Annotated in this window: 24 protein-coding genes, 1 tRNA gene and 1 pseudogene; 9 read left to right on the top strand and 17 right to left on the bottom strand. The window is 55.0% G+C overall.

Features of this window, described 5'->3' with window-relative positions:
* Positions 1-132 precede the first annotated feature (132 nt).
* The 4 genes from B5G37_RS12345 to B5G37_RS12330 form a co-directional block, all read right to left on the bottom strand.
* Positions 133-384, bottom strand: a complete 252-nt coding sequence (locus B5G37_RS12345; protein ID WP_087258064.1) for a hypothetical protein — start codon at positions 382-384, stop codon at positions 133-135.
* Between the two features lie 384 nt (positions 385-768).
* Positions 769-1,467 carry a DUF1287 domain-containing protein gene (locus tag B5G37_RS12340; RefSeq protein WP_087258061.1) on the bottom strand — a complete coding sequence of 233 codons (699 nt, stop codon included), beginning with the start codon at positions 1,465-1,467 and terminating at the stop codon, positions 769-771.
* A 25-nt stretch (positions 1,468-1,492) separates the two neighbouring features.
* Positions 1,493-2,314, bottom strand: a complete 822-nt coding sequence (locus B5G37_RS12335; protein WP_158099420.1) for a M56 family metallopeptidase — start codon at positions 2,312-2,314, stop codon at positions 1,493-1,495.
* Positions 2,307-2,681: a BlaI/MecI/CopY family transcriptional regulator gene (locus B5G37_RS12330; protein ID WP_087258080.1), complete on the bottom strand. Its 375-nt coding sequence runs from the start codon at positions 2,679-2,681 to the stop codon at positions 2,307-2,309. The genes B5G37_RS12335 and B5G37_RS12330 overlap by 8 nt, the downstream gene beginning before the upstream one ends.
* A gap of 306 nt (positions 2,682-2,987) precedes the next feature.
* Between B5G37_RS12330 and B5G37_RS12325 the strand changes: the two genes are divergently transcribed.
* From B5G37_RS12325 to B5G37_RS12305, 5 genes are all read left to right on the top strand, one after another.
* The gene (locus B5G37_RS12325) at positions 2,988-4,469 is read left to right on the top strand and encodes a recombinase family protein (protein WP_242962885.1); all 1,482 of its coding nucleotides are present in this window, start codon (positions 2,988-2,990) and stop codon (positions 4,467-4,469) included.
* 64 nt (positions 4,470-4,533) lie between these two features.
* Complete coding sequence (locus B5G37_RS12320) at positions 4,534-5,217, top strand: DNA alkylation repair protein (RefSeq protein ID WP_087258051.1); 684 nt, start codon at positions 4,534-4,536, stop codon at positions 5,215-5,217.
* A gap of 93 nt (positions 5,218-5,310) precedes the next feature.
* The gene (locus B5G37_RS12315) at positions 5,311-6,096 is read left to right on the top strand and encodes a DUF134 domain-containing protein (protein WP_087258048.1); all 786 of its coding nucleotides are present in this window, start codon (positions 5,311-5,313) and stop codon (positions 6,094-6,096) included.
* Positions 6,038-6,562, top strand: a complete 525-nt coding sequence (locus B5G37_RS12310; RefSeq protein ID WP_242962884.1) for a methylated-DNA--[protein]-cysteine S-methyltransferase — start codon at positions 6,038-6,040, stop codon at positions 6,560-6,562. The genes B5G37_RS12315 and B5G37_RS12310 overlap by 59 nt, the downstream gene beginning before the upstream one ends.
* Before the next feature lie 115 nt (positions 6,563-6,677).
* A complete protein-coding gene (locus B5G37_RS12305; protein WP_343229714.1) occupies positions 6,678-7,364 on the top strand; it encodes an ElyC/SanA/YdcF family protein in 687 nt (228 codons plus the stop codon).
* Between the two features lie 130 nt (positions 7,365-7,494).
* Here B5G37_RS12305 and B5G37_RS12300 read toward each other — a convergent pair.
* The 11 genes from B5G37_RS12300 to fdrA (B5G37_RS12250) form a co-directional block, all read right to left on the bottom strand.
* Positions 7,495-7,571, bottom strand: a tRNA-Pro gene (locus B5G37_RS12300).
* 144 nt (positions 7,572-7,715) lie between these two features.
* Positions 7,716-7,889 carry a fdrA domain protein gene (locus tag B5G37_RS12295; RefSeq protein WP_087258046.1) on the bottom strand — a complete coding sequence of 58 codons (174 nt, stop codon included), beginning with the start codon at positions 7,887-7,889 and terminating at the stop codon, positions 7,716-7,718.
* 12 nt (positions 7,890-7,901) lie between these two features.
* On the bottom strand, positions 7,902-9,449 hold the full coding sequence (fdrA, locus tag B5G37_RS12290; protein ID WP_087258043.1) for an acyl-CoA synthetase FdrA: 1,548 nt from the start codon (positions 9,447-9,449) through the stop codon (positions 7,902-7,904).
* Positions 9,450-9,469: 20 nt separating this feature from the next.
* Positions 9,470-10,705 carry a DUF1116 domain-containing protein gene (locus B5G37_RS12285; RefSeq protein WP_087258040.1) on the bottom strand — a complete coding sequence of 412 codons (1,236 nt, stop codon included), beginning with the start codon at positions 10,703-10,705 and terminating at the stop codon, positions 9,470-9,472.
* A 69-nt stretch (positions 10,706-10,774) separates the two neighbouring features.
* Complete coding sequence (locus B5G37_RS12280) at positions 10,775-11,998, bottom strand: Nramp family divalent metal transporter (RefSeq protein ID WP_087258036.1); 1,224 nt, start codon at positions 11,996-11,998, stop codon at positions 10,775-10,777.
* A 2-nt stretch (positions 11,999-12,000) separates the two neighbouring features.
* Positions 12,001-12,813: a DUF2877 domain-containing protein gene (locus B5G37_RS12275; protein ID WP_087258033.1), complete on the bottom strand. Its 813-nt coding sequence runs from the start codon at positions 12,811-12,813 to the stop codon at positions 12,001-12,003.
* Between the two features lie 13 nt (positions 12,814-12,826).
* A complete protein-coding gene (locus tag B5G37_RS12270; RefSeq protein ID WP_087258030.1) occupies positions 12,827-14,398 on the bottom strand; it encodes an L-lactate permease in 1,572 nt (523 codons plus the stop codon).
* Positions 14,395-15,645, bottom strand: coding sequence for a DUF1116 domain-containing protein (locus B5G37_RS12265; protein WP_087258027.1), 1,251 nt, complete (start codon positions 15,643-15,645; stop codon positions 14,395-14,397). Before B5G37_RS12265 ends, B5G37_RS12270 begins: the two co-directional genes overlap by 4 nt.
* 151 nt (positions 15,646-15,796) lie before the next feature.
* Positions 15,797-16,741 (bottom strand): carbamate kinase, encoded by a 945-nt coding sequence (arcC, locus tag B5G37_RS12260; RefSeq protein ID WP_087258024.1) that lies wholly within the window; start codon positions 16,739-16,741, stop codon positions 15,797-15,799.
* Between the two features lie 15 nt (positions 16,742-16,756).
* Positions 16,757-18,190, bottom strand: coding sequence for a DUF1116 domain-containing protein (locus B5G37_RS12255; RefSeq protein ID WP_242962883.1), 1,434 nt, complete (start codon positions 18,188-18,190; stop codon positions 16,757-16,759).
* Positions 18,191-18,203: 13 nt separating this feature from the next.
* Entirely contained in the window at positions 18,204-19,763 is a 1,560-nt protein-coding gene (gene fdrA / locus B5G37_RS12250) for an acyl-CoA synthetase FdrA (RefSeq protein ID WP_158099419.1), read from the bottom strand.
* 193 nt (positions 19,764-19,956) lie between these two features.
* On the opposite strand from fdrA (B5G37_RS12250), the gene B5G37_RS12245 reads away from it, so the two are divergent.
* Positions 19,957-21,630: a PucR family transcriptional regulator gene (locus B5G37_RS12245; RefSeq protein WP_087258018.1), complete on the top strand. Its 1,674-nt coding sequence runs from the start codon at positions 19,957-19,959 to the stop codon at positions 21,628-21,630.
* 8 nt (positions 21,631-21,638) lie between these two features.
* Positions 21,639-22,499, top strand: coding sequence for an alpha/beta hydrolase (locus B5G37_RS12240; RefSeq protein ID WP_087258014.1), 861 nt, complete (start codon positions 21,639-21,641; stop codon positions 22,497-22,499).
* 3 nt (positions 22,500-22,502) lie between these two features.
* On the opposite strand, the pseudogene B5G37_RS12235 reads toward B5G37_RS12240, so the two are convergent.
* Together B5G37_RS12235 and B5G37_RS12230 are read right to left on the bottom strand one after the other, a co-directional pair.
* Positions 22,503-22,694 (bottom strand): annotated as a pseudogene (locus B5G37_RS12235) (manganese catalase family protein); the annotation flags it as partial.
* Positions 22,694-23,146 carry a spore coat protein CotJB gene (locus B5G37_RS12230; protein ID WP_087258067.1) on the bottom strand — a complete coding sequence of 151 codons (453 nt, stop codon included), beginning with the start codon at positions 23,144-23,146 and terminating at the stop codon, positions 22,694-22,696. The gene B5G37_RS12230 and the pseudogene B5G37_RS12235, both read right to left, overlap by 1 nt.
* Positions 23,147-23,301: 155 nt before the next feature.
* On the opposite strand from B5G37_RS12230, the gene scfA reads away from it, so the two are divergent.
* Positions 23,302-23,445 (top strand): six-cysteine ranthipeptide SCIFF, encoded by a 144-nt coding sequence (gene scfA, locus B5G37_RS12225; RefSeq protein ID WP_087229878.1) that lies wholly within the window; start codon positions 23,302-23,304, stop codon positions 23,443-23,445.
* A 70-nt stretch (positions 23,446-23,515) separates the two neighbouring features.
* Positions 23,516-24,877, top strand: coding sequence for a thioether cross-link-forming SCIFF peptide maturase (gene scfB / locus B5G37_RS12220; protein ID WP_087258009.1), 1,362 nt, complete (start codon positions 23,516-23,518; stop codon positions 24,875-24,877).
* The last annotated feature ends 158 nt before the right edge of the window (positions 24,878-25,035 follow it).

The following is a 25,035-nucleotide window of genomic DNA, read 5'->3' as shown; positions in this document are numbered from 1 at the left end:
GACGCCGATGGAGAAGCACGAGCTGTATCTCGCTGCATAAAAAGCGGCCAGCAGCACATAGGCTACTGGCCGGGAAAACTTTATATTTTTTCACTGTCCTCTTGACGGGGAGCAGTTCAGCTTTCTTTATGGTTATGCTCGGATCAGGAGGCTTCCTTCGGTCTCGGTAGCCGTGACGGTGACTTGATAGGAGCCGGATTGCGAGATCTGCAGGTCAAATTGGGAGGTCTCTAAGTTATCATTTTGGTAGATGGGGCCTTCACCTTCCAACTGGATGACAACACCCAAGGTGCCTGTATCTACGCTCAACTCCAGATGCAACATATTTCCAGCGCTGAGCTCCAATGTGTGGGCGAAGGTGCCGTTTAAAATGGAGTAATCCATGTCCAACTCCTGAGGGTTGCTGGAAACACTACCTTTGAAGCGTGCGCCGTTGCCTGGACTCATGTTGAAAAAAGCGCTAAGATCAGGAATCGGACTCTGAATCAGCGTCTGGGATGGAGCAGGGGAAGCGGTAGGGGACACTGTAGCGGTGGGCTGCACAGAGGACGTGGCTATCTGGTGATTGCCTTTCTGGCAAGAAACCAGAGACCCGCTGCTCACCACGGCCAGACAGATAGCAGCTAAGGCTAGCGGCGGGGGACGCTTCCGTCTCCATTGAAATATATTGCGAATACGAAGCCCAGTTTCTTTGGCAGACTGAGAAAAGGGGGCAGAAAAGGGGGAACGAGGCGGAGTGGTGGGGCGCATGTTACAATTACCTCCTTTTTATGGTTCGGACCAAGCTACCAGGACATACTCTGGAACCTGGGAAGCATCAAACCGATAGTGAGCCTCCACCTGTGTCCGCCCCAAATAGTCCTCTTCCCGTCGGAATTGCCCAGCGTTGTGGAGAATGTAGGGCTGACCGTGGCGGTTGCGCAGGTCGGAGACCATGCCAATGTGTTTGCCCTGGTCAAAAATCACGATGTCTCCCGGTTGCCATTGGGAAATGTCGTGAATGTCTGTGGTCAGTTCCTGCCCATAGGCTTGGAAGAAAGCCCACAGATTTTTAACCCGGCGAAAGTCGATGTTGGCATCCCGGTACTGAATTTCGGGGTACCGCTGGGGATATGCCTGCACATCCTGGTCTACCATGTCCCGGAGGGAGTATCCGGCTTGGCGAAAGGCTCGCCAGATCACATCGGTACACACGCCGATGTTGGAAGGCGGATAGCCTCCGGGTACATACTGCCCATCGTATGTGGGATGGTTTTGGGCGTCTTGCTTGGAGCCCTGTAAAAAGTCCGTGTAATCATCCACACCGTTTTGATTGAAATCTTGGGGGCTGAGTATCACTTGGATGCCAAACTTTTGGGCGGTATACGTGGGTTTGGGTAAGATTCCATAGTACTGCAGGGTCAGAACCGTGGCCGTGACCGCCACAGCCACCAGGGTTAAGGCCAGAATCCATCTCTTTTTCTTCATGTTTGATTCCCCCTGACAGAGACGATTAATGGGAGGCCTTTTGCGCTGCGGCGCGGAGGATGGTCTCTCCATAGGCGCGGTGCTCTTGGGGTGGGAGGACGGTCAAAGCGGCCTCATCACAGGCCAGCTCCATGTCCTGCTCTACCTGACGGACCATCAACCACACCAGAGGGTTAAACCAATGGATGGCAGCGGCCCAGATGGCCACGACCTTGAGGCAGATGTCTTTGCGTCGGTAATGGATGAGCTCGTGAAGCAAGGCGTAGTCCAGCATCTGGTTGGCCTCCACATGCTCTGGGAGCATCAGCACCGGATGAACCACCCCCGCCAGCATGGGAACTTGAAGCCCTGGACAATGCACCAAAGGTGGGACACGGTTGGCGTTACATCGTTGGGCCTGAGCATGATACCGATTACAAATAACCTGGTCGGACACGGGGATGGACCACCGTTTCAGGTAGCGCCGAAGCCGAAGGTGAGACCCCACACTCCACAGAAACACGCCGCCCACGCCCACGGCCCACACCACACAGAGCACTTGAGCGATGGACAGAGATTGCGTTTGATCCTGGGCTTCTTCTGGAAGGGTGGGAAGCGGCTGGCTACTGGGAGGAGCGGTGGCAGCCACTGGACGGTCCAATGCTGGGGCAGGGATTTGAACGGGTGTAGTATGTGGAAAGGTGAAAACCAGGGGCACAGCCAAACGCAGACACAATAGTAGCCACACCACACATCTCCATCGGGCAGCATAACGGGACCGAGTCAACCGAGACAGGCCCATGATGGCCAAAACCAGGACGCTGCCACCCAGGGACAAGGTGAACAGCCCCAGCAAAAACTCATCCATGATTTCCTCCACTGAGTTCGTCCAGCAGGGAGCGGAGTTGATCCACATCCTCTTTTGCCATGCCGCCCTTAGCCAGAGCGGCCACAAATTTGGAAGGCGATCCGTCATACAGCTTGGAAAGAATGGAACGGCTATCAAAGGCGCGATAGTCCTCCTGGCTGACCAGAGGGGTGTATCGGTTTAATTTTCCGTCTCGTTTTGCCGAAACAAAGCCCTTTTCTTGTAGCCGGGTCAAATAGGTGTTGATGGTGTTTGAGGCCAGACCCAAAGGCTCTAACGACTGTTCCAGTTGCGCACGGGTGGTATCGGGGCCGGATGCCCACAGGGCTTTCATGACTTCCAACTCGCTATCCGGCAGACGCTTCACAAAAATCACCAACTTCATATGTAGTAGATAATAATATACTACACTTGAAGTAAGTGGTTGTCAAGGGAGTGCCTATCTTTTTGCAAGGAACAAGCCTTTCCTGCATACACAATGGGTAGGAAGGGGGAGGGCTATGCGTGCGAAATTTCTCCGATTGCACCATGTGCAGCGAAAGGACGATGCTCCGGATGAAGTCTGTCGTGAGTTCATCCACGCATTTCAAAGAGGGCTTCTGTTGACGTGGAAGGAGCAGGGACTTTTGAGTGAAGACGTATGTGCAGCAGTTTTGGAGCGGGTGGGGGAGCTATGATCTCGGTGGCCAGTTATTGCCGGGTATCCACCGATAAAGAGGATCAGGCCAACTCCTTTGCTGCACAGCAGCGGTATTTCACCCAGTACATAGCTCAGCACCCACAGTGGAAGCTGCATGCCGTATATGCAGACCAGGGGATCACCGGTACCAGCGCCCTGAAGCGCCCACAGTTTCTCCGCATGATTCAGGATGCAGAGCATGGTAGGTTCCAAATTATTTTGACCAAGGAGGTCAGCCGATTTTCCCGTAATTTGCTGGACACCATCGCCTATACCCGAAGGCTGAAAGCCATGGGGGTGTTTGTGGTTTTTCTCACAGACGGCATCAACACCCAGGAGCCGGATGCAGAGCTGCGCCTGTCCATTATGGCCTCTATGGCTCAGGAGGAGAGCCGCAAAACATCCGCCCGGGTAAAATGGGGACAGACCCGTCAAATGGAGCGGGGGGTGGTGTTTGGCCATTCGATGCTGGGGTATGACGTGAAGGACGGAATTATGACGGTCAATCCAGAGGGAGCCAAGTTGGTACAGCGGATTTTTCACATGTATGGAGTGGAAGGGCTGGGAAGCGGCCAAATTGCCCGCATCTTGACTGGAGAAGGGATTTTAACGCCCGCGGGAAAGAGTAAGTGGACACCTGGCTACATTCTGAAAATCCTGAAAAATGAAAAGTATATGGGAGACTTGGTGCAAAAGAAAAGCTATACCCCCGACTATCTGACCCATCGGAAGAAGGTCAACCGCGGAGAGGAACCCACTGTGATGTTGTCGCAGCACCATACACCGATTATATCCCGGCCTCTGTGGGACATGGTCCAGCGAGAGCGGAGGGGGAGGCAGCGGAAATCGGCTGGAGGTGCATCGGTGCAGCATGCGCTGTCTGGTAAAATCAAATGCGGACTATGTGGGGCAAACTTTGTGGCGCGGCAGAAACGATGTTCCAACGGGACCACTATGCTGCGGTGGAGCTGCTCTACGGTGGTGCGAGGCGGAACGTGCGAGGTTGGGCGTCTTCTCCGAGACGATGACGCGAGACATATGCTCCATCAGGCTCTAGGGGCTTTGAACATAGATTGGAATGAAATCGGAGAGGCGCTGTTGGCTATGATTCAAGAAGTGGAAGAGGGGAAAGGCAAACGACATCAGGAGATGTGGCAGAGCCTGCAGCGAAAAAAAGAGGCGGTGATGGATGCCTACTTTTCCGGTGATATTACTGTCCAAGATATGCAGTGCATGAAAGAGCGATATCAGAGACAACAGGATCAGCTGGACTATGACCGAGTGGAAGACGTGCAGCCGTGGGGAAATCGTGGACAGGAGATGAAACAGGTGTTGGATGCCCTGCTTCAAGGAAGGCTATCCAGCGATGCGCTGTGTCGCATGCTCATCCAGGAGATTGTGGTCTATCCGGACCGGCATGTGGAGCTGACCATCCGTGGGTTGCCCCATGTTTTTATGTTTTCGGAGGAGGCCTAAACTCTTGCCAGCTATGGAAACTCACTTTATAATGATGGTATTTCAAGGAAAAGGAGAGAGATTCATGGCCTCTTCCATTGTACAGCAGCTCTTTGACTTGCAAGATATGACCTATCAGGCCTTTCAATGTAAACTGATGCCCACCGTTGACCCGAACGTGGTGATTGGGGTACGTATGCCAGATCTGCGCCGTCTGGCCAAGCAACTGCGTAACACGTCAGAAAGCCAGGCATTTCTCTCCCAGCTGCCTCACACATACTATGAGGAAAATAATTTGCACGGATTGCTTTTGTGCGAAGATATGGATTATTCCCATACTGTCCAGGAGTTGGAGCGTTTCTTGCCCCATGTGGACAACTGGGCCACCTGTGACTTGTTGGCTCCCAAGGCGTTCCGCAAGCACCCCGAAGCCCTTCCGCAACAAGTATATCAATGGCTTCAGGCGGAGCATCCATACACAGTACGGTTTGGATTGGGTGTTTTGTTGCGGTTTTATCTGGATGACTGCTTTCAGCCTTGTTATCTCGATTGGGCTGCCCAGGTGAACTGGGAGGAATACTACGTAAAGATGATGGTGGCGTGGTACTTTGCAGAGGCTTTGGTCAAGCAGCCGGAGGCGGCGTTGCCATACTTACTGGAGCATCGGCTGTCTCCTTGGATTCACAACAAAACCATTCAAAAGGCTATGGAGAGCTACCGAATTTCCCCGGACCAAAAGGAATTTCTCCGAACCTTGCGAAGGAAGTAGATAGAATTGATTTATGTCATATGTCGATGATGTTATTGACATATGACATAAATGGTTTTATGATAAAAGAAACCAGAGGCGGAGGGGATGTCTATGCCCAGACCAACCAAGTGCAGACGTGTGTGCCACTACCCACATACCCTGGAGTTTTTCCCCACTATGGCAGGGGAAGAAAAGCTGCCGGTGATTCTGACCGTAGATGAATATGAAACCATTCGCCTCATTGACCGCGAGGGGATGAGCCAGGAGCAGTGCAGTCATTCCATGCAGATTGCCCGCACCACGGTGCAAAAGATTTATGGCAGCGCAAGAAAGAAGCTAGCAGACGTTCTGGTGGAGGGATTGCCTTTGCGCATAGAGGGTGGTGATGTGCAGCTGTGCGACGGAGCGCCCTCGGGATGTCCCCAAGCCGGTTGTTTCAAGCGAGACTACCACCAACGCTATCAAAAACCAAAAGGAGATACGGTTATGAGAATTGCAGTGACCTATGACAACGGGGAAATTTTTCAGCGCTTTGGGCACACCAAGAACTTCAAGGTGTACGATGTGGAGCAGGGAAGAGTGACAAACAGCACTGTGGTGGACACCAACGGCAGCGGACACGGGGCCTTGGCCGGAGTTCTCACGGCGTTGCATGTGGATGCAGTCATCTGCGGTGGCATTGGCGGTGGCGCTCAAAATGCTTTGGCAGCGGCTAATATCCGTGTGTATGGCGGGGTGTCTGGTCAGGCAGATCAGGCAGTAGAGGCTTTGTTGGATAACAAGCTGGAGTATAATCCCAATGTGCAGTGCAGTCACCATGGAGAGCACCACCACGATCATGAGCACACCTGTGGAGAGCATGGTTGCGGAGAGCACCACCATTGCTCCCATTCCTGATGGGGTAATGTCGGCTTTTTACACGTTCCCCTGCGGAACCTTTGCAATCGGCCAGGAAGAGGATTTCATTGTTTCAATTCAAAAGGTTCCGACGATTCTCGGTGAATTGGACAGACCTACCCGGCTTACGGATGCTCTGGCCCAGCAACTGGACGAGTATTTTCAGGGGAAGCGGCAGCAGTTTGATGTGCCATACGCACTGAGAGGAACGCCGTTTCAAAATCAGGTGTGGGCACAGCTATGTCGGATTCCCTACGGGGAGACCCGGAGTTACCGAGATGTTGCGCAGGCTTTGGGCAATCCCCAAGCCTGCCGAGCGGTGGGGATGGCCAACCATCGGAACCCACTCATGATCTTGGTCCCGTGCCATCGGGTGATTGGAGCCGACGGCTCTCTGGGTGGATACGCCGGAGGGATAGACACCAAACAGTTTTTGCTGGAATTGGAACAAAAGTACAGATTTTAAACACCGGAGAACAGGTTTTCCTGTTCTCCGGTGTTTTGTTCATAATTTATATGTAGACACGGAACTGGAAATAGGCTACACTGAATCTACTACAAATGAAAGGAGAGATGTCACAGTGAAGCTACTGTGTCACATCTTAAAATACGTGGCATGTGCGTTGGTGATATGCCTGGTGTTGGGGATTGTGTCGGTGTTTGCCATTCATATGCGGGTTACCGCTGTGGGGAGTGAACGGATCCTGACCGTGGAAGAAGCTACTGAGCTGGATGACGTGGATTGCGTCCTAGTGTTGGGGTGTGGGGTCAAGTCGGATGGCACACCCAGTCTTATGCTCAAAGATCGCTTGGAACGTAGCATCCAGCTCTATGAGCAAGAAATAGCCCCAAAATTACTCATGAGTGGAGATCACGGACAACCAGATTATGATGAAGTGGGAACGATGAAGCAGTACGCCATGGATGCAGGTGTGCCGTCTTCGGATATCTTTATGGATCATGCCGGCTTTTCCACGTATGAGAGCATGTACCGGGCCAAAGAAGTGTTTCAAGCCAAGAAAATTGTGATTGTATCCCAGGAGTACCATTTGTATCGAGCGATATACATTGCACAAGCGTTGGGACTGGATGCCTATGGCGTGGCAGCGGATGGCCAGAATTACGCGGGACAGTGGGGCAGAGATGTGAGAGAAGTGTTGGCGCAGGTCAAGGACTTTTTCACAGCCATATTCAAGCCTGAGCCCACTTACCTGGGAGATGCGATCCCTGTATCAGGGGATGGGAATGTCACCAACGACTACATGTAACGAACGTGGCCCTCAGAACTGATGTTCTGAGGGCCACAAAATTTGATAGGCCTGACAGCACCAAGAGGCCGCAGGTTCAACCAGTGCTACAAAGAAAAAATACCGTCGACAATTTGTCGACGGTATTTTCTGGTCCGAGTGACAGGACTTGAACCTGCGGCCTCTTGACCCCCAGTCAAGCGCGATACCAAACTTCGCCACACCCGGATATTTAGTTTTCTTGGTCGATCGACCTTTGATATATTAGCACAGAGATGCTGAGAATGCAAGAGGAAATTTGCTTTTTCACAAAGAAATTTTTTGATGATGCAGCCGGAGGTGGAAGCGTGCGCTCCACCCCCGGCCAAAGCGTTAGCCCAGCTCCTCCAGCCGGTCCAGAATTTCAATCAAACGGACGTCGCCGCCAGCGGGGGGAGTCCAGTCCACATGGACACAAGAAGCGCCCTGACGTTTCAGATCATCGAAAAAGCTGGGAAGTCCCAGGTTGATGACAGACAAGCTGTTGCCAAATAATTTCTGTTCCACGATACTTCCTCCTTATTTCGACACGGTGAGAATGGCCAGCTGGGCCGCCTGAGCGTTGGATTCCAACACGACAACCCCTTGCTCCTCCAACAAACCCTTCTGCGTGGCATAGTCCTGCATGTCCTCATATGTGCCGCAGATGGAGGCAATGAATATCACTTGACGGCCCTGTTCGGCCAGAATGGCCTTGGCCTGGGCCACTTCCTCTGCCGCCACGTGGGCGGGATTTTCGTGGGAGCCATATCCAATCTCCACGTCGAACAGAATCACAGCGGTGGAGGGGTCCAGAGCCTCTTGCAACAGGCGTTCTCCACGCAGAGAGGGCTCAATCATGGGATGGGGCTTTCCTACCGTGAAGGCGTCGTCACCCAGGTCCAGAACCGTATGGCCCTGAGAAGGAGCGGTGCCGTCCAAAGCCAGCCGAGCGTCCAGAGCGATATTGGAATACACATCGCCCAGAGCCTGCTTCATCAGCAGCATGGACTCGTAAGCCAAGGTGCCGCCGCAGTATAGACCACGAATGTTGGTTTGCTGGGCATCCAGTTTTTCGCGGAGAGTTTGGGCCATGGCAGGGAGTGGATCGTGACCTTGGCGCAGATCGTCGGGCCGCCCCACCTTGGCCAGTTCCAGCGCCTTGCAGGCGGCTTCTTCCAAGGTATGTACCATGTAAAGGCCGTTGGCATCCATGTTCTCGTCCCCACCCAGGAAGCACACCACGGTGGGCTTTTGGCTCTGCTGGAGCTGATGCAGCATGCGCTCCATCACCGAGGGGGCAGGGGGCTTGGAAATGACCACCATAACATCGGTTTCGGGATCGTCTTGCAGGAGCTTGATGCAATGCCCCATCATTTTACCACCGATGACCTCTTTCAGGTCTCGTCCACCGGTGCCCAGAGCCTGGGAGATACCGCCACCAAAATTGCTGATGAGGGTCATGACCTCTTGCAGACCGGTACCGGATGCGGCAGCCAGTCCGATGTTGCCCCGACGCAGCTTGTTGGCAAAGCCCAGACCCACGCCGTTGATGACAGCGGTTCCGCAGTCAGGACCCATCATCAGCAGGTCTCGCTCCAGAGCCATATCCTTGAGGGTGTTCTCATCCTCGCAGGAGATGTTATCGCTGAACAAAAGCACGTGGCAGTTTTCCCGCAGCAGCTTCTTGACTTCCCGCACGGCGTATTTGCCGGGCAGGGAGACCACCGCCAATTTTGGATCAGACAGGCGAGCGGCGGCATCTGCCACAGTCTTCACCACCTGGGTGTCCTGCTGCTCCATCTTGGCACTACGGCTGTTGAGAATCTCCTGAGCCATGGCCAGAGCTTCTTCGATGATTGCTTCCGTCTCGGCCTGAATGGCAAAAATCAGATCATTGGGGTTGGCGGCCTCGCCCTCGGCGGCCAAAAGGCCGGAGGCGCGCATGATATCTTTGTTCATATCGCTGCCCATCATCACGGCCACCTGCTTGGTGGAGCCGATATGCTGACCCACCTTACTAGAGAGAAGCATCAAGGTAGCAGAATCATAGTAGCTGTTTTTCTGAACTACATTTTTGAGAATCATGATCTATTTCCTCCTGTCAATCAAATGCCCAATTCTTCCGCCAGGGCCAGCAAAGCATCTTTAAAAGGCTCGATGGGAAGGGTAGACATACCCGCGCCCACCATGCCGACGCCTGCACGATTGGAGGCGATGGCGGTGTTGAGAATGGGGGTTACGCCGCTTTCCACCACTTTCATTACGTCAATGCCGCAGGGCGTGCCCCGGAAATTCAACGTGGGGATCTGGTAGCGGGGGTGTTCTCCCAATGTGATGGAATACATGGCTTCGGTGGTTTCCCGAGCCACATCCACGCTAGGGGCGCCCAAGAACTTCACGATGGCAGGGGCGGTAATCATGGCGCAGCCGCCGAAGCCACCCACCTCCATGATGGCGGAGTCACCCAAGTCCGGGTTGGCATCTTCCTCCGTGAAGCCAGGGAAGTATAGGCCCTGTACCATGGGAGAAGGGGCGGTGAACCAACGACCGGGCAGACCGCTGATGCGAATACCAAAGTTGACACCATTTCGGGCAATGGCGGTGACCAGGGTGGACCCGGGTACGCCGTCGGCCAAGTCTGCCGCCAGCTTGTTGGCGGCCATAGCCAAGTTCAGGAAGAATTGATCGTTGCCAACACCGATGAATTTCAGAACATTTTCTGCCTCATCTCCAGCCAGCCGTGCCAGAAGATAGCCGTAGTTTTTGATAAATAGGGCGGTGCCAGCATGATTTCGCATGTGGAGCTCATCCCCCATGGCCAGTCCCTGGGCCATCATGGGGGCCAAGTCGATGCCGCCAACCTCGTGGATCATCTTGGAGAATACCGGCCCAGCCACTTCTCGCATCCACTTCAGCCGATCCAGGGTGCGTTGGGAGTACTCGCCAAACCGGAGACCCACGCCGCTACCCTCACTGATGTTGGCATAGCTGCGTCGTCCTGTGTTGCGGTCTTCCACCACCCACAACGGCATGGACCAAGTGGTCAAGCCGGTCATGGGGCCCACAGCGCCGAACTCGTGGCAAGGCTTATAGGTAATAGTACCGTCTGTGGCCATCCTCTTGGCTTCGTCAATGTTTTTAGCCAAGCCCTCGTTGAGCAAAGCGCAGTATACGGCGCCCTGCATGGGAGGACACATATCTTCAAAGGCGATGGGAGGGCCGGCATGGAGAAAGGTGGTAGGGGTCAACCCTTCCAAAACCTCGTGGGCAGGCTTCACATCCACCAGAACGGGATCTGCAGACATCAGACGATCCAGAGCGATTTGATTTGCTTTGAGCATAGTTACCTCCGTTTCCTAGTTGGGGGGAGGGGGCATGCCACCGAGTGGCATGCCCCCTGTTGGTGGTGATTAGAACAGCTGAATGAGAACATTGTATACGTTGCGCAGACCCAAGAACAGGGTGACAGCCACAGCGACAATGCCAACCACGTTGGACAGCACTTTATTGCGAAGCTCGCCCATGAGCTTTTTGCTGTTGGCCACAATCATCAAAGCGATGGCGATGAAGGGCAGAGAGAAGCCGCTGACGGCTTGAGCTACAACGATGATCTGGGTGGGGGTCTTGCTGAACATGGCAAATGCGGTGCCGAAGGCAATGACCACGGTGCCCAGGATCTTGGCAGGCATACTCATGCTACCGCCTTCCCACTTGAACAGACGGCTGTAAATGGACCGCATGGTGTAGGACACGGCCACAGCAGAGGAAAGACCGGCGGCGGTAAGGCCAATGTCACCGATGATGCGGGCCCAGCTGCCCAAAACAGGCTCCAGAGACTGGGTGAAGACCAGGGGGCTAGTGACCTGGGTGCCGGTGTTGTACAAGGCAGCGGCGCTGGTGATGAGCATGGACAGGGTGATGACCACGCCAATGAGAATGTTAAAGCCGATGTCGAATTTGGCGTCGTCCATCTCGTCAATGGAGTGATACTTCTCCTGGCAGGAGATGGAGTGCACGATCAGGTTAATGCCCACCATGGTGGTGCCGATGAGAGCCAGAGCGCTGACGGTGCTGCCCTCGGGCAGGCTGGGGATGATGCCCTTGATGACGGCGCCCCAATCGGGACGGATGACCAGAGCAGTGATGAGGAAGAGGATGCCCATGAGGCTGACGAACACCTGCATGATGACCTCCAGGGTCTTATAGGAGCCCAGCCAGGTGGTACCCAGGGCAAATAGGCCGATGATCAAAGCGGCGATGGGGATGGGAATGGAGAAAATGTCTGCCAAACCGTTGGCGGCACCGATCTCATTGCCAGCTTGGAAGGCAAAACACACGGCCAAAACGGTCAGGAAGAAGACCGCGCGGACCACCCATTTCCAAACCACGTTGTTAGGGGCTACGGCCACAGAGGAATCCACCAGGTTCATGCCGGTGGCCAGTGTGGTACGGGCGGACATTTCCATCAAGATGACCAGTGCAATGCCGGAGAATACCACGGCCCACAGCAGTGCATAGCCAAAGTTTACGCCAGCCACCGTACATGTGGTAATGGTACCAGGGCCGATGAAGGCGCTGGTGATGATGGCGGCAGGTCCCATGTTGCGAAGTTTCTGTCTGAAGCTTTTTTTCATGACTACTTCCGTCCTTTCTCTTTGTCCCACAATTCCTTGACCGCAGTCAAGATTCCATACAAAATATCCGAACCGGAGGAATGCCCCACGGAGAGGAGAATCTGCTTGGGAGCTTCCCAGTTCTGTCCCAGATGATAGAGCACGTCCAGCACCGGCGTGGCCACATATCCCTTCATGGCCAGATCCAAGTAGCTGGCGCTGATCTCGTTGGTACGATGGAGCAGGGGGAAAATGGTTTGGCTGAGCAGAGGAATGTATGCAGGGGCGTAGCGATGAAGAGCGGCTAAAACGCCCAAAAGCATGTCATCTCCCGATGGGGTCAGACCTTGCCCCAACCCTACGCAGGCATAGCAATGTTGGGTCACCGCTTCTTGGCCACCAGCAAATAAGGCTGGGAGCAGTTGACCAAGATGGTGGGTCAACGACGCGTAAACCTGGCCCATCATATCTGGGGTGTTTTTTTGTGTTTGCTGTAATTGTTCAAATGTCTGCCATTCGTCGCTCCAGGTATGGGGAAGTGTTCCTGGCGTAACTTGCGTATCAACCACTTCCATATGTTGAGCCCACGGAAAGGTGAGAGTACCATCTACCATGAGCCCTGCCGATGTGGCTTGCACCGGCTGTCCAGGCTGGAAGGGTTGCGTATTTAACTCCGGTACATAGAGGGAGTGGGGCAGGATACCGAAGTCAAACCGGTGAAGGCAAACCAGCGGTCCACCGGAGAGCCGAATGTTGCAGCTGTTGTGAAAGACGCTATGTATCTCGCCGGTCCAATCAGAGGGCAACATTGGAGTGCCTACTTTGGTAATGTGCATGAGCCACCTCCTCTCAGAGCCATTGAGTTAAGCCGTAGATAATTCCTCCTGTGATGGTAACCAGCACCAAGGCAAAGGGAAGGAGTTTTCTTAAAACGTTGCCCTCTTCTCCAGCACAACCAGCAGTGGTGGTGCCAAGCAAAATGGTGGAGGGGCCCAAGACGGTTCCAATGGCTCCGCCCACCGTCTGTGCCGAGAGGAGAATCCCCGGCGGAAGCGAGAGAAACGATGCCGCCGAGCGCTGAAACTCGCCCAACAGAATGTTGGAGGAGGTGTTGGAAGAGGTGACAAAGGCACCCAGGATGCCCACAAAAGGGGCAGCCAATCCGTAGAGAGGGCCAAAGACGGAGGTGACACCTTCTGCTACTACTTCCATAGCTCCTGTTCCCCGCAGCACTTGGGCACAGATGAGAAGAAAGAGGATGCCCAGGGATACCGGCACCATTTTCTTCCCTGTTGCCCGCAAAACCTGGGGGAAGTCCTGCGCGTGGAGCATGCGTTTTTGAGAGAGCAGCCACCAAGAGAGAAGCACCGTGATGACCAGTACGCCGCCTGCGTGAGATAGCGGGGTGAGGGTACCATAAGCGCTTTGGGCTTGGTTGACATATCCCAGGGAAGTCTGAGTATAGGGTGTGGCCAGATGAATGGAAAACCGGCTCAGTAGCCCGTGAATGGGAGGCACCAAAAAGACCAGTACCGAGACCACCGCCAGAATGCCAAAGGGAGCGACTGCCAAACCAGGGGAGCATGTCCCAGGCTCCGAACTGACCTCTGCCGTTCCGTTCACCACTGGAGAGGGAAGGCTCCAAGGCTTGGTATACCAACCCAACTTCATGACTACAACGGCAAGGAGTAGAGCCAACGTGGTGGGGAGGAATGCGGCCACAGTGGGGTTAAATCGGGCACACAACAACTGTCCTCCACCTTGTATGGCGGAAATGAGCAACACCATGGGGCCCATGTGCCACAGAGCTTTTCCCTTACCATAACTCCAACAGATGGCGGCGCCTCCTGCCAGATTGCATCCCCACAGCAAAAGGCCGGTGAGAAGCACGGTATACGGCGGTGTGTCCTGCTGGGTGAGCACATTCCATGCAAGTCCCAAGGTACCAAAGGTATTGGCCCAGGCGTGTCCCATCAGTGTCATCATCACAGCGGATAAGGGCTTGACACCCAAGGAGATCAAAATGGGGGCACATACCGCCACCGGAACACCAAAGCCGGAGATCCCTTGCAAAAAGCTGGAGAACAGCCATCCGAACAGGAGGATGGACATCAATGCATCTTGGGTCAACTGCAGCGCCACGGTACGCAGTACCGGAAAGGCTTTGGCCTGGACCAGCATTTCGTAAAGAAATACAGCGGGCCATATGGCCAGCAGAATGGAGATGGAATTCCACGCTCCCTTTCCTACTTCCCATGCCAGCATTCCGGGACCAGCTCCCTGTACCCACCAGCCTACCAGTACAGCAGCTACGGCGCCTGCCAGAGCTGCTTTCGGCGTGGGCAGACGGAACACACCGATGGTGATGAAGAGCAACAAGATGGGGGACACAGCCAGTAGCCAGTGTCCCAGGGCGCTCATGACAGACGCTCCTGAATCATGGAGTCAAAGGCGATGATGGCTTTGGCAAAAGCCTCAAAGGGGACACGGGAGAGGCCTGCTCCAATCATGCCCACGCCGGGTTCTTTGCTGACAATGGCGGTGTTCAGCCCGGGTTCGATTCCCGTTTCCACTACCTTCATCAGATCGATGCCCAGAGGGAGTCCGGCAAAGTTCTGGTTGGGAATGGTGTAAGAGGGGTGTTCACCCATGGTGATGTTGCGCATGAGTTGGGTAAACGCTTGGGCCTCGTCGGTGTCGGGAATACCGATCAACCGCACAATGGCGGGGGAGGCGGCCATGGCGAAACCGCCAAATCCGCCTACTTCCATGATGGCGGAGTCTCCCAAGTCGGGGTTGGCATCTTCCTGGCTGTATCCGGAGAAGTACAAACCTTCCACCAGGGGAGCAGGAGCGGTAAACCAGCGACCGGGCATACCGCTGACTCGAATGCCCACCTCTACACCGTTGCGGGCGATGGTGGTGACCAGGGTGGAGTACTCCACACCTGACGCGGCATCGGCGGCGCTCTTGTTGGCGGCCATGGCGAAGTTCAAGAAGAACTGATCGTTTCGGGTGGTGAGGAATTTCATCACATCATTGAGGTGCTCTGGGGGACAGACCTGGGCCAAGGGGGCAGCTAGACGGTGGAGCAGCACCATGGATGCTGCAATGTTTCGCATATGCAGCTCGTCTCCCATGGACAGTGCCTGGGACATGATGGCGCTGAGGTCCAGCCCACCTAAGAGGTGAACCGCATCCCGCAAAACCGGAGCCAACACTTCCTCAATCCATTTCAGACGACGGATGGTGTTGGGGGTGCAAGCACCAAAGCGAATGACGTCTCCGGCGCCTTCGTTGATGGTGCTGAAAGCCAGATTTCCGTGGGTTTCGTTTCTCACCACCAGCAGGGGCATGGAATAGGAAGTGACGCCGGTCATGGGGCCGACTACACCACGTTCGTGGCAAGGGAGGAAGCGAATGGAGCCGGATTGGGCCAGTGCGGCGGCTTCCTCCCGGGAGGCGGCCAAGTTTTCATACATCAGTACGGCGTGTACCGCTTCCTTCATGGGGGCGCACATGTTGCTGTATGCAATGGGTGGTCCTGCGTGAAGAAGGGTGTGCCGGTCAAAATCCTTCAAAACGGCCCCGGCAGGCTGGATGTCAATCAGCCGGGGAGAGGCGCTTCTCAACCGAGCAAGTGCTTCGGTGTTGGCTTGTTGTATCATGGTGCATCTCCTTTCCGTGATCTCGCAATGAGATCATGGCAGAGTTTTGTTCTATGTGTCAATTATATACAGCGATCGCCTTACAGTCACTGTACAGCATTACGAAAAAGGATGCAGTGTATTGTGATTCATGCACAATGAAAGAGAACGATTACCCTTGGTAGATGGCAGTTCCGCTGGTTCCCTCCATGGCTTCCTCCAGTTTATCAATGGAGGTAATGACCACTTCTTTTCCGCCACTGGCCAGGTAACCCAAGGCGGCTTCGATCTTGGGCTTCATACTTCCAGGGGGGAATTGCCCCTCGTCCATGTAAGCTCTGGCTTCCGTGGTAGACATGCGCAAAATGGGGCGTTGGGTGGGCTTTCCAAAGTCTACATACACCTGATCCACACCAGTGAGGATGACCAGTTTGTCCGCCTGGACATCACGGGCGATGATGGCGGACACCAAATCCTTGTCCACCACTGCTTCCACGCCTACATATCGATCTCCGTCCACGGCTACAGGAATACCACCGCCTCCGCCGGTAACCACAATGTGGGACTGATCCAAAAGGGATCGCACGGAATCCCGCTCGATGATGCGAAGGGGTGTGGGGGAGGCTACTACACGCCGCCAGCCCCGTCCAGAATCCTCTTTGAGCACCATGCCAGGGTTTTCCTGCTGCAGCTGTTTTGCCCGCTCTTGGGAGTAGAAGGGGCCGATGGGCTTGGTGGGATTTTGGAAGGCGGGATCCTTCTGGTCAACAATCACCTGGGTGACCACGCTGGTGATTTTACCCTGCACCTGCTTTTCTTTGAAAGTGTTGTGCACCGCACGCTGGAGCATATAGCCCAGCTGGCCCTGGGTTTGGGCTCCACACAGATCAATGGTCTGAGGGGCCACGTCGGGGGCGGCAGCTTCTACTTGGAGAAGAATATTCCCCACTTGAGGGCCGTTTCCATGCACTAGAACGATGCGATATCCCTTTTTGTACAGGTCTACAATGGGGCCACAGCAGGCCATGACGTTTTCAAACTGCTCCTCTACGGTGCCTCGCTGTCCTTCTTTCAAAATGGCGTTTCCGCCAATGGCAATGACCAGAGTTTCAGCCATAAAAACCTTCCTTTCTTAGGTGAGAGTGAGAGATTGGGCAAAGGCTTTCAAAGCCTGGGTGAAGCAGTCCATAGGAGCGCGGACAATGCCTGCGCCCACCTGCCCCACACCGGGTTGCTTGTGGGCCATGCCTGTGTTGATGACTGGGGTGATGCCGGTGTCCACCACCTTGCGTACATCAATGCCCATGGGAGCGCCTCGGAAATCCATGGTGGGAATGGTGAGTTGGCGGTTAGCTCCCTGGGTGATTTGGTACATAGAACTGGTGTAGTCCATGGCGGCCTGTACCGATTCGGCCCCCACAAAGCGCACCACGGCGGGGGAGGCACCCATGGTAAACCCGCCGATGCCATAGGTTTCGGTGATGGCGGAGTCGCCCATGTCGGGGTTTGCATCTTCAGGGCCGTAGCCGGGGAAAAACAGACCTTCCGGCATGAGGACGGGGGCTTGGAACCACTGGTCACCCAGGGCGGAAATTTTGATGCCGAAGTTGGTGCCGTTGCGGCTCATGGCGGTGACTAGGGTGCAATAGGGAATGTTTTTCACGGTGTCGCAAATGCTCTTGCAGGCGGCCATGGCCAGGTTGAGGAAGAACTGGTCGTTGCCGGTGATGAAATCCGTCACTTCGCCCAGGACCTGGGGATCGTCGATGACCCGCACCAGAGAGGGCATGAGAGTGCGGGCAAATAGAGAAGAGGCAGCAATATTTCTCTGGTGCATCTCATCTCCCATGGACAGTGCCTTTGCCATAATCACCTTCAGGTTGAAGGGGCCGTGGAGCTCAACGGCACGGTTGAGGGCGGGAGCCAATGTCTGCTCCAGCCATTTCAGTCGGGCAATTACGGTTTCATCGTTGGCGCCAAAACGCATGACCTTACCCAGACCTTCGTTAATGGTACAGTAGGCTACGTTACCAAAGGTTTTGTTTACCACTCGGAACAGGGGCATAGACCAGGTAATCATACCTGTCATGGGGCCTACGCATTGGACGTTGTGGTTGGGGCGGAAGCGGATGCGCCCCTCCTGGATGAGCTGAAGGGCTTCCTCGTCGGTTTGGGCCAACCCCTCATATCGAATGGCGCCCAGTACAGCGCCTTGCATGGGGCCGCACATGTCTTCCCAGGCCAGGGGCGGTCCAGCGTGGCCGATGGTGTACTTGTCCATGTCGGGCAGTACCTCATGGGCATAGACCATGCCGGTCCACTCCGGATCACTGGCATCCATGCGGGAGAATCCTTCGCGGTTTGCTTCCTCTATGGGGTTTCCGGGCAAAGTCTGCAATTTGGCCAAGATTTGGGCCAACTCCACATCGCCACCTGCGGGGGGACGCCAATCCACTTGCACGGCGGGGACCTTTTGATCCTGTACAGCTTGGCAAAATACATCGACACCCACGTTGGCCACCGCCAGTTGGGAGGCGAAGAGCTTCTGAATGTGTTGCATGTTCATGGAGATACTCCTTTCATTCCTGACGCTGACGGCGGATGATACCGGCGGCCAATCGGGCGGCCTGGGCGTTGCAGGAGGCGACCACAGCTCCGGCCTGTTCCAGAATTTGAATCTGATGGCTGCGCACCTGAGGATCGGTTTCAGTGGCAGTTACCGAGGCCAAAATCACCAAGTCCCGCCCATCTTGGGCGGCGATCTCTTTGGCGCGGCGTATGGCGGGAGCCAATTCACCGGCGGGGTCTGCATGGGTTCCGTATCCACCCACACAGTCCAGCAGCAGCACTGCCACATCCGGGTCTGCTGCCTCCCGCTCCATGCGTTCTACCCGCTGGCGGAAGTCGATCATGGGATGGGGCATTCCGTTGGTGAAAAAGTCCTCACCCATATCCAATAAGGTGTTGTCCCGGCTGGGTTGGCCGTCGGGCAGTTTCCAACGGGCATCCAGGGCGATGTTGGACCAGGCATCAATGCCCTCTTCTTGCAAAATGAGCATGGCCTCGTAACACAAGGTTCCGCCGGAGTACAGACCACGCAAGTGGGTTTGCTTAGGCTTAAGCGTGGCGCACAGCTGCGTCACATAGGTCTCGGTGTGGGCAGTGTCTTGGGGCGGCAATGTGGTAGGCTGTCCTTGCGCGGCCAGAACGGCCAGCTTGGCGGCCTGTTCCAAATCACCCGCCCAAACCACATTAGTACCTTCCACCAGAGAAGGGTCGCCGCCCAGGAATGCGGCGATCACAGGCTTGTCCATGGTGGAGAGTTGTTCCAACATACGGGCCATAACCTCTTTTGCCGGGGGCTTGGAGAGAATGACAATGACCTGGGTCTCAGGGTCATTCCGCAGGGCTTCCAGACACAGGGACATCATCTTGCCGCCTACCTCTGCTTTCAGGTCACGTCCGCCGGTGCCCAGCGCCTGAGAGACACCGCCGCCCAGCTGGTCAATGAGCACGGTGACCTCTTGCAGACCGGTGCCTGCTGCGGCCACCAGACCGATGTTGCCTCGGCGCACCACGTTAGCAAAACCCAGAGCGGTGCCATTGATGATGGTGGTGCCGCAGTCGGGCCCCATCATCAAAAGGCCCTTTTCCAAAGCCATTTCTTTGAGTTCTACCTCGTCCTGCAGGGATACGTTATCACTGAACAGCAGCACATGCAGACCCAGACCCAGAGCCTTTTCCGCCTCTGCGCGGGCATAACGGCCAGGAACGGAGATGACCGCAAAGTTGGTTTGAGGACACTGACTTTTGGCCGTGGGCAGGGAAGTGGCCCGTACCTGAGTTTGAGCCTGAGCTGAGGCTTTCTTCCCGTTGATGAAGGTATCGAAATAGGCGATGGCATCCTGAGCGGCCTGGTCGGTCTCAGCTTGAACGCCAATGACGGTGTCGTTGACGCCGAAGGTTGGGGTGTCTGGGCCAATGAGGCCTGCGTTGCGCATGAGGTCTCGGTTGTGGTCGGTACCCATCATGACGGCCGCATTGATGACTCCGTCCATTTGACGCATGGCGCTGGACGCTACCATCAGGGTCACCGAGTCAAAATATTGATTTTTCCGCACTTCGTGTTTGGTTGTCAAGCAAACCCCTCCTGTCTCACAGCAATGGATTCTTTTCATCCTCAGCATACCATCCCCGCTCCGCTGGCTTCAATGTAAGATGCTCCGAAGCGCGAGGTGATTTTTTGTGTCTGATGCACAATGCGCATCTTGCTATTTGGGATAAAATCAGGTAATGTAGATATATCGTCATTATAGAAGGGGAGAGGCGTACATGGAGTTTACCGTGGCGGATTTTCTGTCCGACTCAGAGTTGGATGGTGTGGGACTGATAGCAGGACACAACGGCTTGGACCGGACGATTACCCGCACCAATATCATTGACAACCCAGACAGCCTGGACTGGTTTATGCCGGGCGAGTTGGTTCTCAGTAGTGGCTATTTGTTCCAAGAGCACCCCCATCTACAAGAGGAGATTGTCTCTGCTTTGGCCAACATCAACTGTGCGGGGTTGTGCATCAAGACGGGGCGATACTTTCAGGCCTTGCCACAGAGCATGATCCAGCAGGCGCAAAAGCTGGACTTTCCCCTCATTGAACTGCCCTTTGGATACTCTTTATCTACAGCCATGGATGTGGTGAATCGGCACTTGACCACCCAGGGGGGCCACCGTCTGGAAAAGACACTGGCCATCCACCGGGAAGTGATGCAGACGGCCTTGATATCCGCAGGGCTGCAAAGCCTCACCGAAACTTTGGTTCGGCTCATTGGAAATCCGGTCCTGGTCACGGACAGCAGTTGGAATTTGCTCTGTTACCAGGACCGTGGGGATAACCCATATCCTCTCCGGGAATATGTACACACCACCGTTCGGCAGCCTCCTTTTTCCGAAGAGTTTTTACAGTCGCTGCCCAACAGCCTCCGGCACTACAAAAAGGCGGTGACACGCAGCTATTTGGTGCGTGGAGAAACCAGTGTGCGCTGCCGTATTCGCCCCATTGCCGCCCATGAGCACATCTATGGGTACATCATCGTGTGGGAGTCTGTGCGCGCCATGACGGAGTTGGACTTCGTGGCGGTGGAGCAGGTGGCGGTGGTGGCAGCGCTGGAGCGCATTCGTGCCAAAGAGGTGGAGCAGACCAAGCTGCGAGTGCGCAAGGACTTCCTTTCCGATTTGCTGTCTGGAAATATTGGGTCGGTGAATGCAGCACGATCCCTGGCCAAACTCCATGGGCTTCCTTTTGACTGCCCCTACCGCTGTCTTATTCTGCGAGATCAGCGCATGGAGGATGTCAACCAGGAGGATTTTCTGGTGCGCATGGATCATTTGTCTGTTGCCGTTACCCAGGCGGCCAGAGAGTATGGCCTTCCTGTGGTGACGGTGCCCCAAGGCGCGCAGTTGGCCGTGTTGGTGCAGCTGGATGCTCGTACGCCGGATGGTGTGGAGCGTCTGCGCGCGGCTCTGGAGCGGATGGTGGAGCTGGCGGAGGAGCCGGAGTCCGATCACGGTGTTTTGGCGGTTTTGGGAAAGGCTGTGACCCACTTGGGGCAGATCAACGACAGCTACCGAGATACCCAAAACGGCGTGCACATGGCGCTGACGTCCGGGGTGGAGGACCGAGTGATCATCACCGATGATTATGCCGTCTATCAGCTTCTCAGCGAACATATGGACCGGGATACCTTGCGCCGTTTCTGCCAATCCAGCATTGGGCCTCTATTGGCCCACGATGGAGAACATGGCACGCAATTTGTCCCAACCCTGGAGGCTTACTTTGAGTACAACGGCAGCATTACCGATGCAGCCCGGCATATGTACATCCATCGGAACACGTACATCTATCGCCTGGAAAAGATCAAGACCATGTTGGGTACCGACTTGCGCAACCCACGGAAGCTGCTGGAGCTGCAACTGGGGTTGATGGCGCACCATATTTTGAAAGCCTGAGGTGTATCATGAAGACATATGAGTTTCCCTGGAAGGGGGTGAACATCCCAGTTGATGTCCACCCCTGTGCTACGAAGGCCAAGGGGGTGGTGGTGTACTACCATGGTGGCGGGCTGATTTATGGAAGCGGGAGAGACCTGCCCCAGGAGTATGTACAGACCATTACCCAGGATGGATATCATCTGGTGTGTATGAACTATTTGCTGGCGCCGGAGAGTCCTTTGTCGGATATACAGGAAAGCGCATACCAAGGTCTGCTTTGGGTTTTGGCCCATCGGGGTGAGTGGTTTGAGGATGCGGAATACCCCTATGTTCTGTTTGGACGGTCAGCGGGTGCGTTTCTGGCTATTACGCTTGCGTATGAGTTGCAGAGAAAGGAAGTGGAGCAGCCTGCTGCTCTGTGGTTGTTTTACGGCTATCACCACTTGAACCACGCAGACTTTCAAACTCCCAGCTCCTATTATCAGAGCCTTCCTCAGATTACCTCGGAACTGCTCCCACTGGTGGAGCAGGCGCAGTTGTGCTGTCAGGCCAGCGTGGAGCAGCGGTATCTTCTGTATGTGTACGCCAGACAGCAGGGAAGTTGGCCCCGCATGCTGCAAGCTTCAGTGGGAGCGGGTGTTCCACATGGGGCATTGGCCCAGCTTCCTCCGGCTTTTCTCACGGCATCTACTACAGATCAAGACGTTCCTTATGTGTTTTCCCAGATCATGCACGTGAGCATGCCCAAATCCTTCTTTTTACCGGTCTATGGTTTGGAACATGACTATGACCGCAACCCGCAGAGGTTGGAAAGCCAGACGCTGTATCAGAAGGTGCTGGAATGGACCAACGACGTGCTGGAGGAGAAATATGGGGTGTCAAAATGACCCCTCTGTACCTACATCGGTGAGGAGACCTTTCAGCTCCGGCCATGGCATGGAGTAGCGCTGGCTGAGATAGCGCAGGGACGCACCCAGTTCTCCGTCGGGGCCGCCGTATTGACTGATGATGAGTGCGGCCAGCTTGGGATTGGTGTTTTTGATGCGAACGGGATACTGTAACTTCTTCTCATAGACAAACATCAGCGGCGCCCTCCTTCCTGGCGAAACTCCCACGGCCAGGGATCGTTGATCCAGGTATACTGATCCTGGTCAGCGGTAGCTGCCAGAGTGAGCGGCCCGTACATGGCTTCGTAGCGGCGTCGCCCTTCTCGGGCCAAGCGGGTATACTCCCGGAATAGATCAAAGGCCTCTTTGTCATCCGGATGGGTGTCCAGGTAAAGGCCCAGTTCGGTGAGTACAAAACTCAGGGCCTGCAACTCCAAGACACCAGTTTGGGCTGGAGTGGCGGCCACGGTGTTGATTTGGAAGGGAAGGTTCAGGCCGGGGAACAAGGTTCCGTTGGCCAGAGCATCCTGCTGGGAATAGGTTTGGCTTCCAGACTGCTGGAAGGGGACATAGGGTACCGCCAGAGGCGCGCAAGAGGGTAGGGTGCCCTGCCCATCTGCGCAGGGACGTTTGGTTGGTTCACTCATATTCAAAAGGGATTCCTCCTTGAAAAACCTGGCATTACGTGCCACCCCATACTATGCCAAGGAGCCTCTCAATGTCCGTGCGAGAAAACTGGATATTGAAATATGCTAAATGTTGTGGTACAATGCAAATAACTAAGCTGAATGGAGGGATATCCATGACTCACGTCAAGACTCTCAACGGTGCTACCCTGAAGCAGAGCGCTGCTCACGGCGGTTGCGGCGAGTGCCAGACTTCTTGCCAGTCCGCTTGCAAGACTTCCTGCACGGTTGCCAACCAGAAGTGTGAGAACAATCACTAATCATTGATTTGACACCGGAAAGGGTGGGCCTTGTCCCACCCTTTTTCTGTGTGTTTGAAGGAGAACAACTATGGTACATACTTTTCACTGTTTGGATGCCAACATCGCTGTGGATGTCAACAGCGGTGCGGTGCATGTGCTGGATCAAACGGCTTATGATCTGCTCTCGCTGCTGGATGGCCCCATGGCAGAGCATTGCCCCGACGAGGTGGCGGCTCAGCTGCCCCAATATGACCGGGAGGCCCTGAATTGCGCCTGGGAGGATCTTTACCAGCTGCAGCAGGAGGGGCTTCTCTTTACCGACGACAGCTACATTGACCCTGAGGCAGCAGTGCTCATGCAGAAGGACGCTCCGGTGAAGGCCCTGTGCCTCCATGTGTCCCACGACTGTAACCTGCGCTGCAAGTATTGCTTCGCCTCCACCGGTGACTTTGGCACCGGTCACCGCATGACCATGAACGTGGAGACGGCGAAAAAGGCCATTGACTTCGTCATCGCCCGCTCTGGCAAGCGCCGCAACATCGAGGTAGACTTTTTTGGCGGCGAGCCTCTGATGGCCATGGACACCGTCAAGGCCACCGTGGAATATGCTCGCTCTCTGGAGAAGGAGCACAACAAAAACTTCCGCTTTACCATCACCACCAACGGCATTTTGCTGGATGACGAGAACATTGCCTACATCAACGAGAACATGTCCAACGCAGTGCTCTCTCTGGATGGACGCCCCGAGGTAAATGACAACATGCGTCCCACTGTCAACGGCAAGGGCAGCTATGATGTGATCCTTCCTAAGTTCCAGAAGCTGGTGGATGGACGTGGTGACAAGGATTATTACTTGCGTGGCACCTTCACCCGCAACAACCGGGATTTTGCCAAGGATGTCATCCACATTGCAGACCAGGGCTTCCGTCATGTGTCTGTGGAGCCTGTGGTGGGAGATGCCAAGTACGACTACACCTTCAAAGAGGAAGATCTCCCTGGCATTCTGGAGGAGTATGAGAACCTGGCTCGAGAGCTGCTGGATCGGGACGACATCAACTTCTTCCACTTCAATGTGGATTTGACTCAGGGCCCCTGTGTCATCAAGCGTATGCGTGGTTGTGGCGCTGGCTGCGAATATGTGGCCATTACTCCCGACGGAGACATCTACCCCTGCCACCAGTTTGTGGGCAAGGAGGAGTACAAGATGGGCAACGTCTACGAGGACACCTTTGATATGGACATTTCTCGCAAGTTTGCCGGCCTGAACATCTACACTCGCCCCGATTGTAAGGACTGCTGGGCTCGCTTCTATTGCAGCGGCGGCTGTTCTGCCTCCAACCTGGAGGTCAATGGGGATATGATGATCCCCAACCGCTTTGGCTGTGATATGCAACGCAAGCGCTTGGAATGTGCCATTGCTATGAAGGCACACCGCGCTGGTATGGTGTAATGGATTTCAAAAAGGTAGCCGCCCCTTTGGTGGGGCGGCTCAGCCTGTAGAAAAACCTGCTCCGGCAATTAAGCCAGAGCAGGTTTTTTGCTTGGAAACGAAAGCGGAAACGGAAAAAGCATCAAAACAGCAGCTACACTTTTCCCCCATCCTGTTTG

Origin of the sequence: Pseudoflavonifractor sp. An85, assembly GCF_002161235.1 — a bacterium.
In the GTDB taxonomy this organism is placed as follows: Bacteria; Bacillota; Clostridia; order Oscillospirales; family Oscillospiraceae; genus Enterenecus.
Note: the sequence above shows the minus strand (reverse complement) of the source record. Positions and strands in the feature narration are given on the sequence as shown.

Coding starts and splice junctions, on each gene's coding strand:
- B5G37_RS12345 (WP_087258064.1), bottom strand. CDS start 384: ATGGATTACTCCATTTTAAACGGCACCTTCGCCCACACATTGGAGCTC.
- B5G37_RS12340 (WP_087258061.1), bottom strand. CDS start 1,467: ATGAAGAAAAAGAGATGGATTCTGGCCTTAACCCTGGTGGCTGTGGCG.
- B5G37_RS12335 (WP_158099420.1), bottom strand. CDS start 2,314: ATGGATGAGTTTTTGCTGGGGCTGTTCACCTTGTCCCTGGGTGGCAGC.
- B5G37_RS12325 (WP_242962885.1), top strand. CDS start 2,988: ATGATCTCGGTGGCCAGTTATTGCCGGGTATCCACCGATAAAGAGGAT.
- B5G37_RS12320 (WP_087258051.1), top strand. CDS start 4,534: ATGGCCTCTTCCATTGTACAGCAGCTCTTTGACTTGCAAGATATGACC.
- B5G37_RS12315 (WP_087258048.1), top strand. CDS start 5,311: ATGCCCAGACCAACCAAGTGCAGACGTGTGTGCCACTACCCACATACC.
- B5G37_RS12310 (WP_242962884.1), top strand. CDS start 6,038: ATGAGCACACCTGTGGAGAGCATGGTTGCGGAGAGCACCACCATTGCT.
- fdrA (WP_087258043.1), bottom strand. CDS start 9,449: ATGATTCTCAAAAATGTAGTTCAGAAAAACAGCTACTATGATTCTGCT.
- B5G37_RS12285 (WP_087258040.1), bottom strand. CDS start 10,705: ATGCTCAAAGCAAATCAAATCGCTCTGGATCGTCTGATGTCTGCAGAT.
- B5G37_RS12280 (WP_087258036.1), bottom strand. CDS start 11,998: ATGAAAAAAAGCTTCAGACAGAAACTTCGCAACATGGGACCTGCCGCC.
- B5G37_RS12275 (WP_087258033.1), bottom strand. CDS start 12,813: ATGCACATTACCAAAGTAGGCACTCCAATGTTGCCCTCTGATTGGACC.
- B5G37_RS12270 (WP_087258030.1), bottom strand. CDS start 14,398: ATGAGCGCCCTGGGACACTGGCTACTGGCTGTGTCCCCCATCTTGTTG.
- B5G37_RS12265 (WP_087258027.1), bottom strand. CDS start 15,645: ATGATACAACAAGCCAACACCGAAGCACTTGCTCGGTTGAGAAGCGCC.
- arcC (WP_087258024.1), bottom strand. CDS start 16,741: ATGGCTGAAACTCTGGTCATTGCCATTGGCGGAAACGCCATTTTGAAA.
- B5G37_RS12255 (WP_242962883.1), bottom strand. CDS start 18,190: ATGAACATGCAACACATTCAGAAGCTCTTCGCCTCCCAACTGGCGGTG.
- B5G37_RS12245 (WP_087258018.1), top strand. CDS start 19,957: ATGGAGTTTACCGTGGCGGATTTTCTGTCCGACTCAGAGTTGGATGGT.
- B5G37_RS12240 (WP_087258014.1), top strand. CDS start 21,639: ATGAAGACATATGAGTTTCCCTGGAAGGGGGTGAACATCCCAGTTGAT.
- B5G37_RS12230 (WP_087258067.1), bottom strand. CDS start 23,146: ATGAGTGAACCAACCAAACGTCCCTGCGCAGATGGGCAGGGCACCCTA.
- scfA (WP_087229878.1), top strand. CDS start 23,302: ATGACTCACGTCAAGACTCTCAACGGTGCTACCCTGAAGCAGAGCGCT.
- scfB (WP_087258009.1), top strand. CDS start 23,516: ATGGTACATACTTTTCACTGTTTGGATGCCAACATCGCTGTGGATGTC.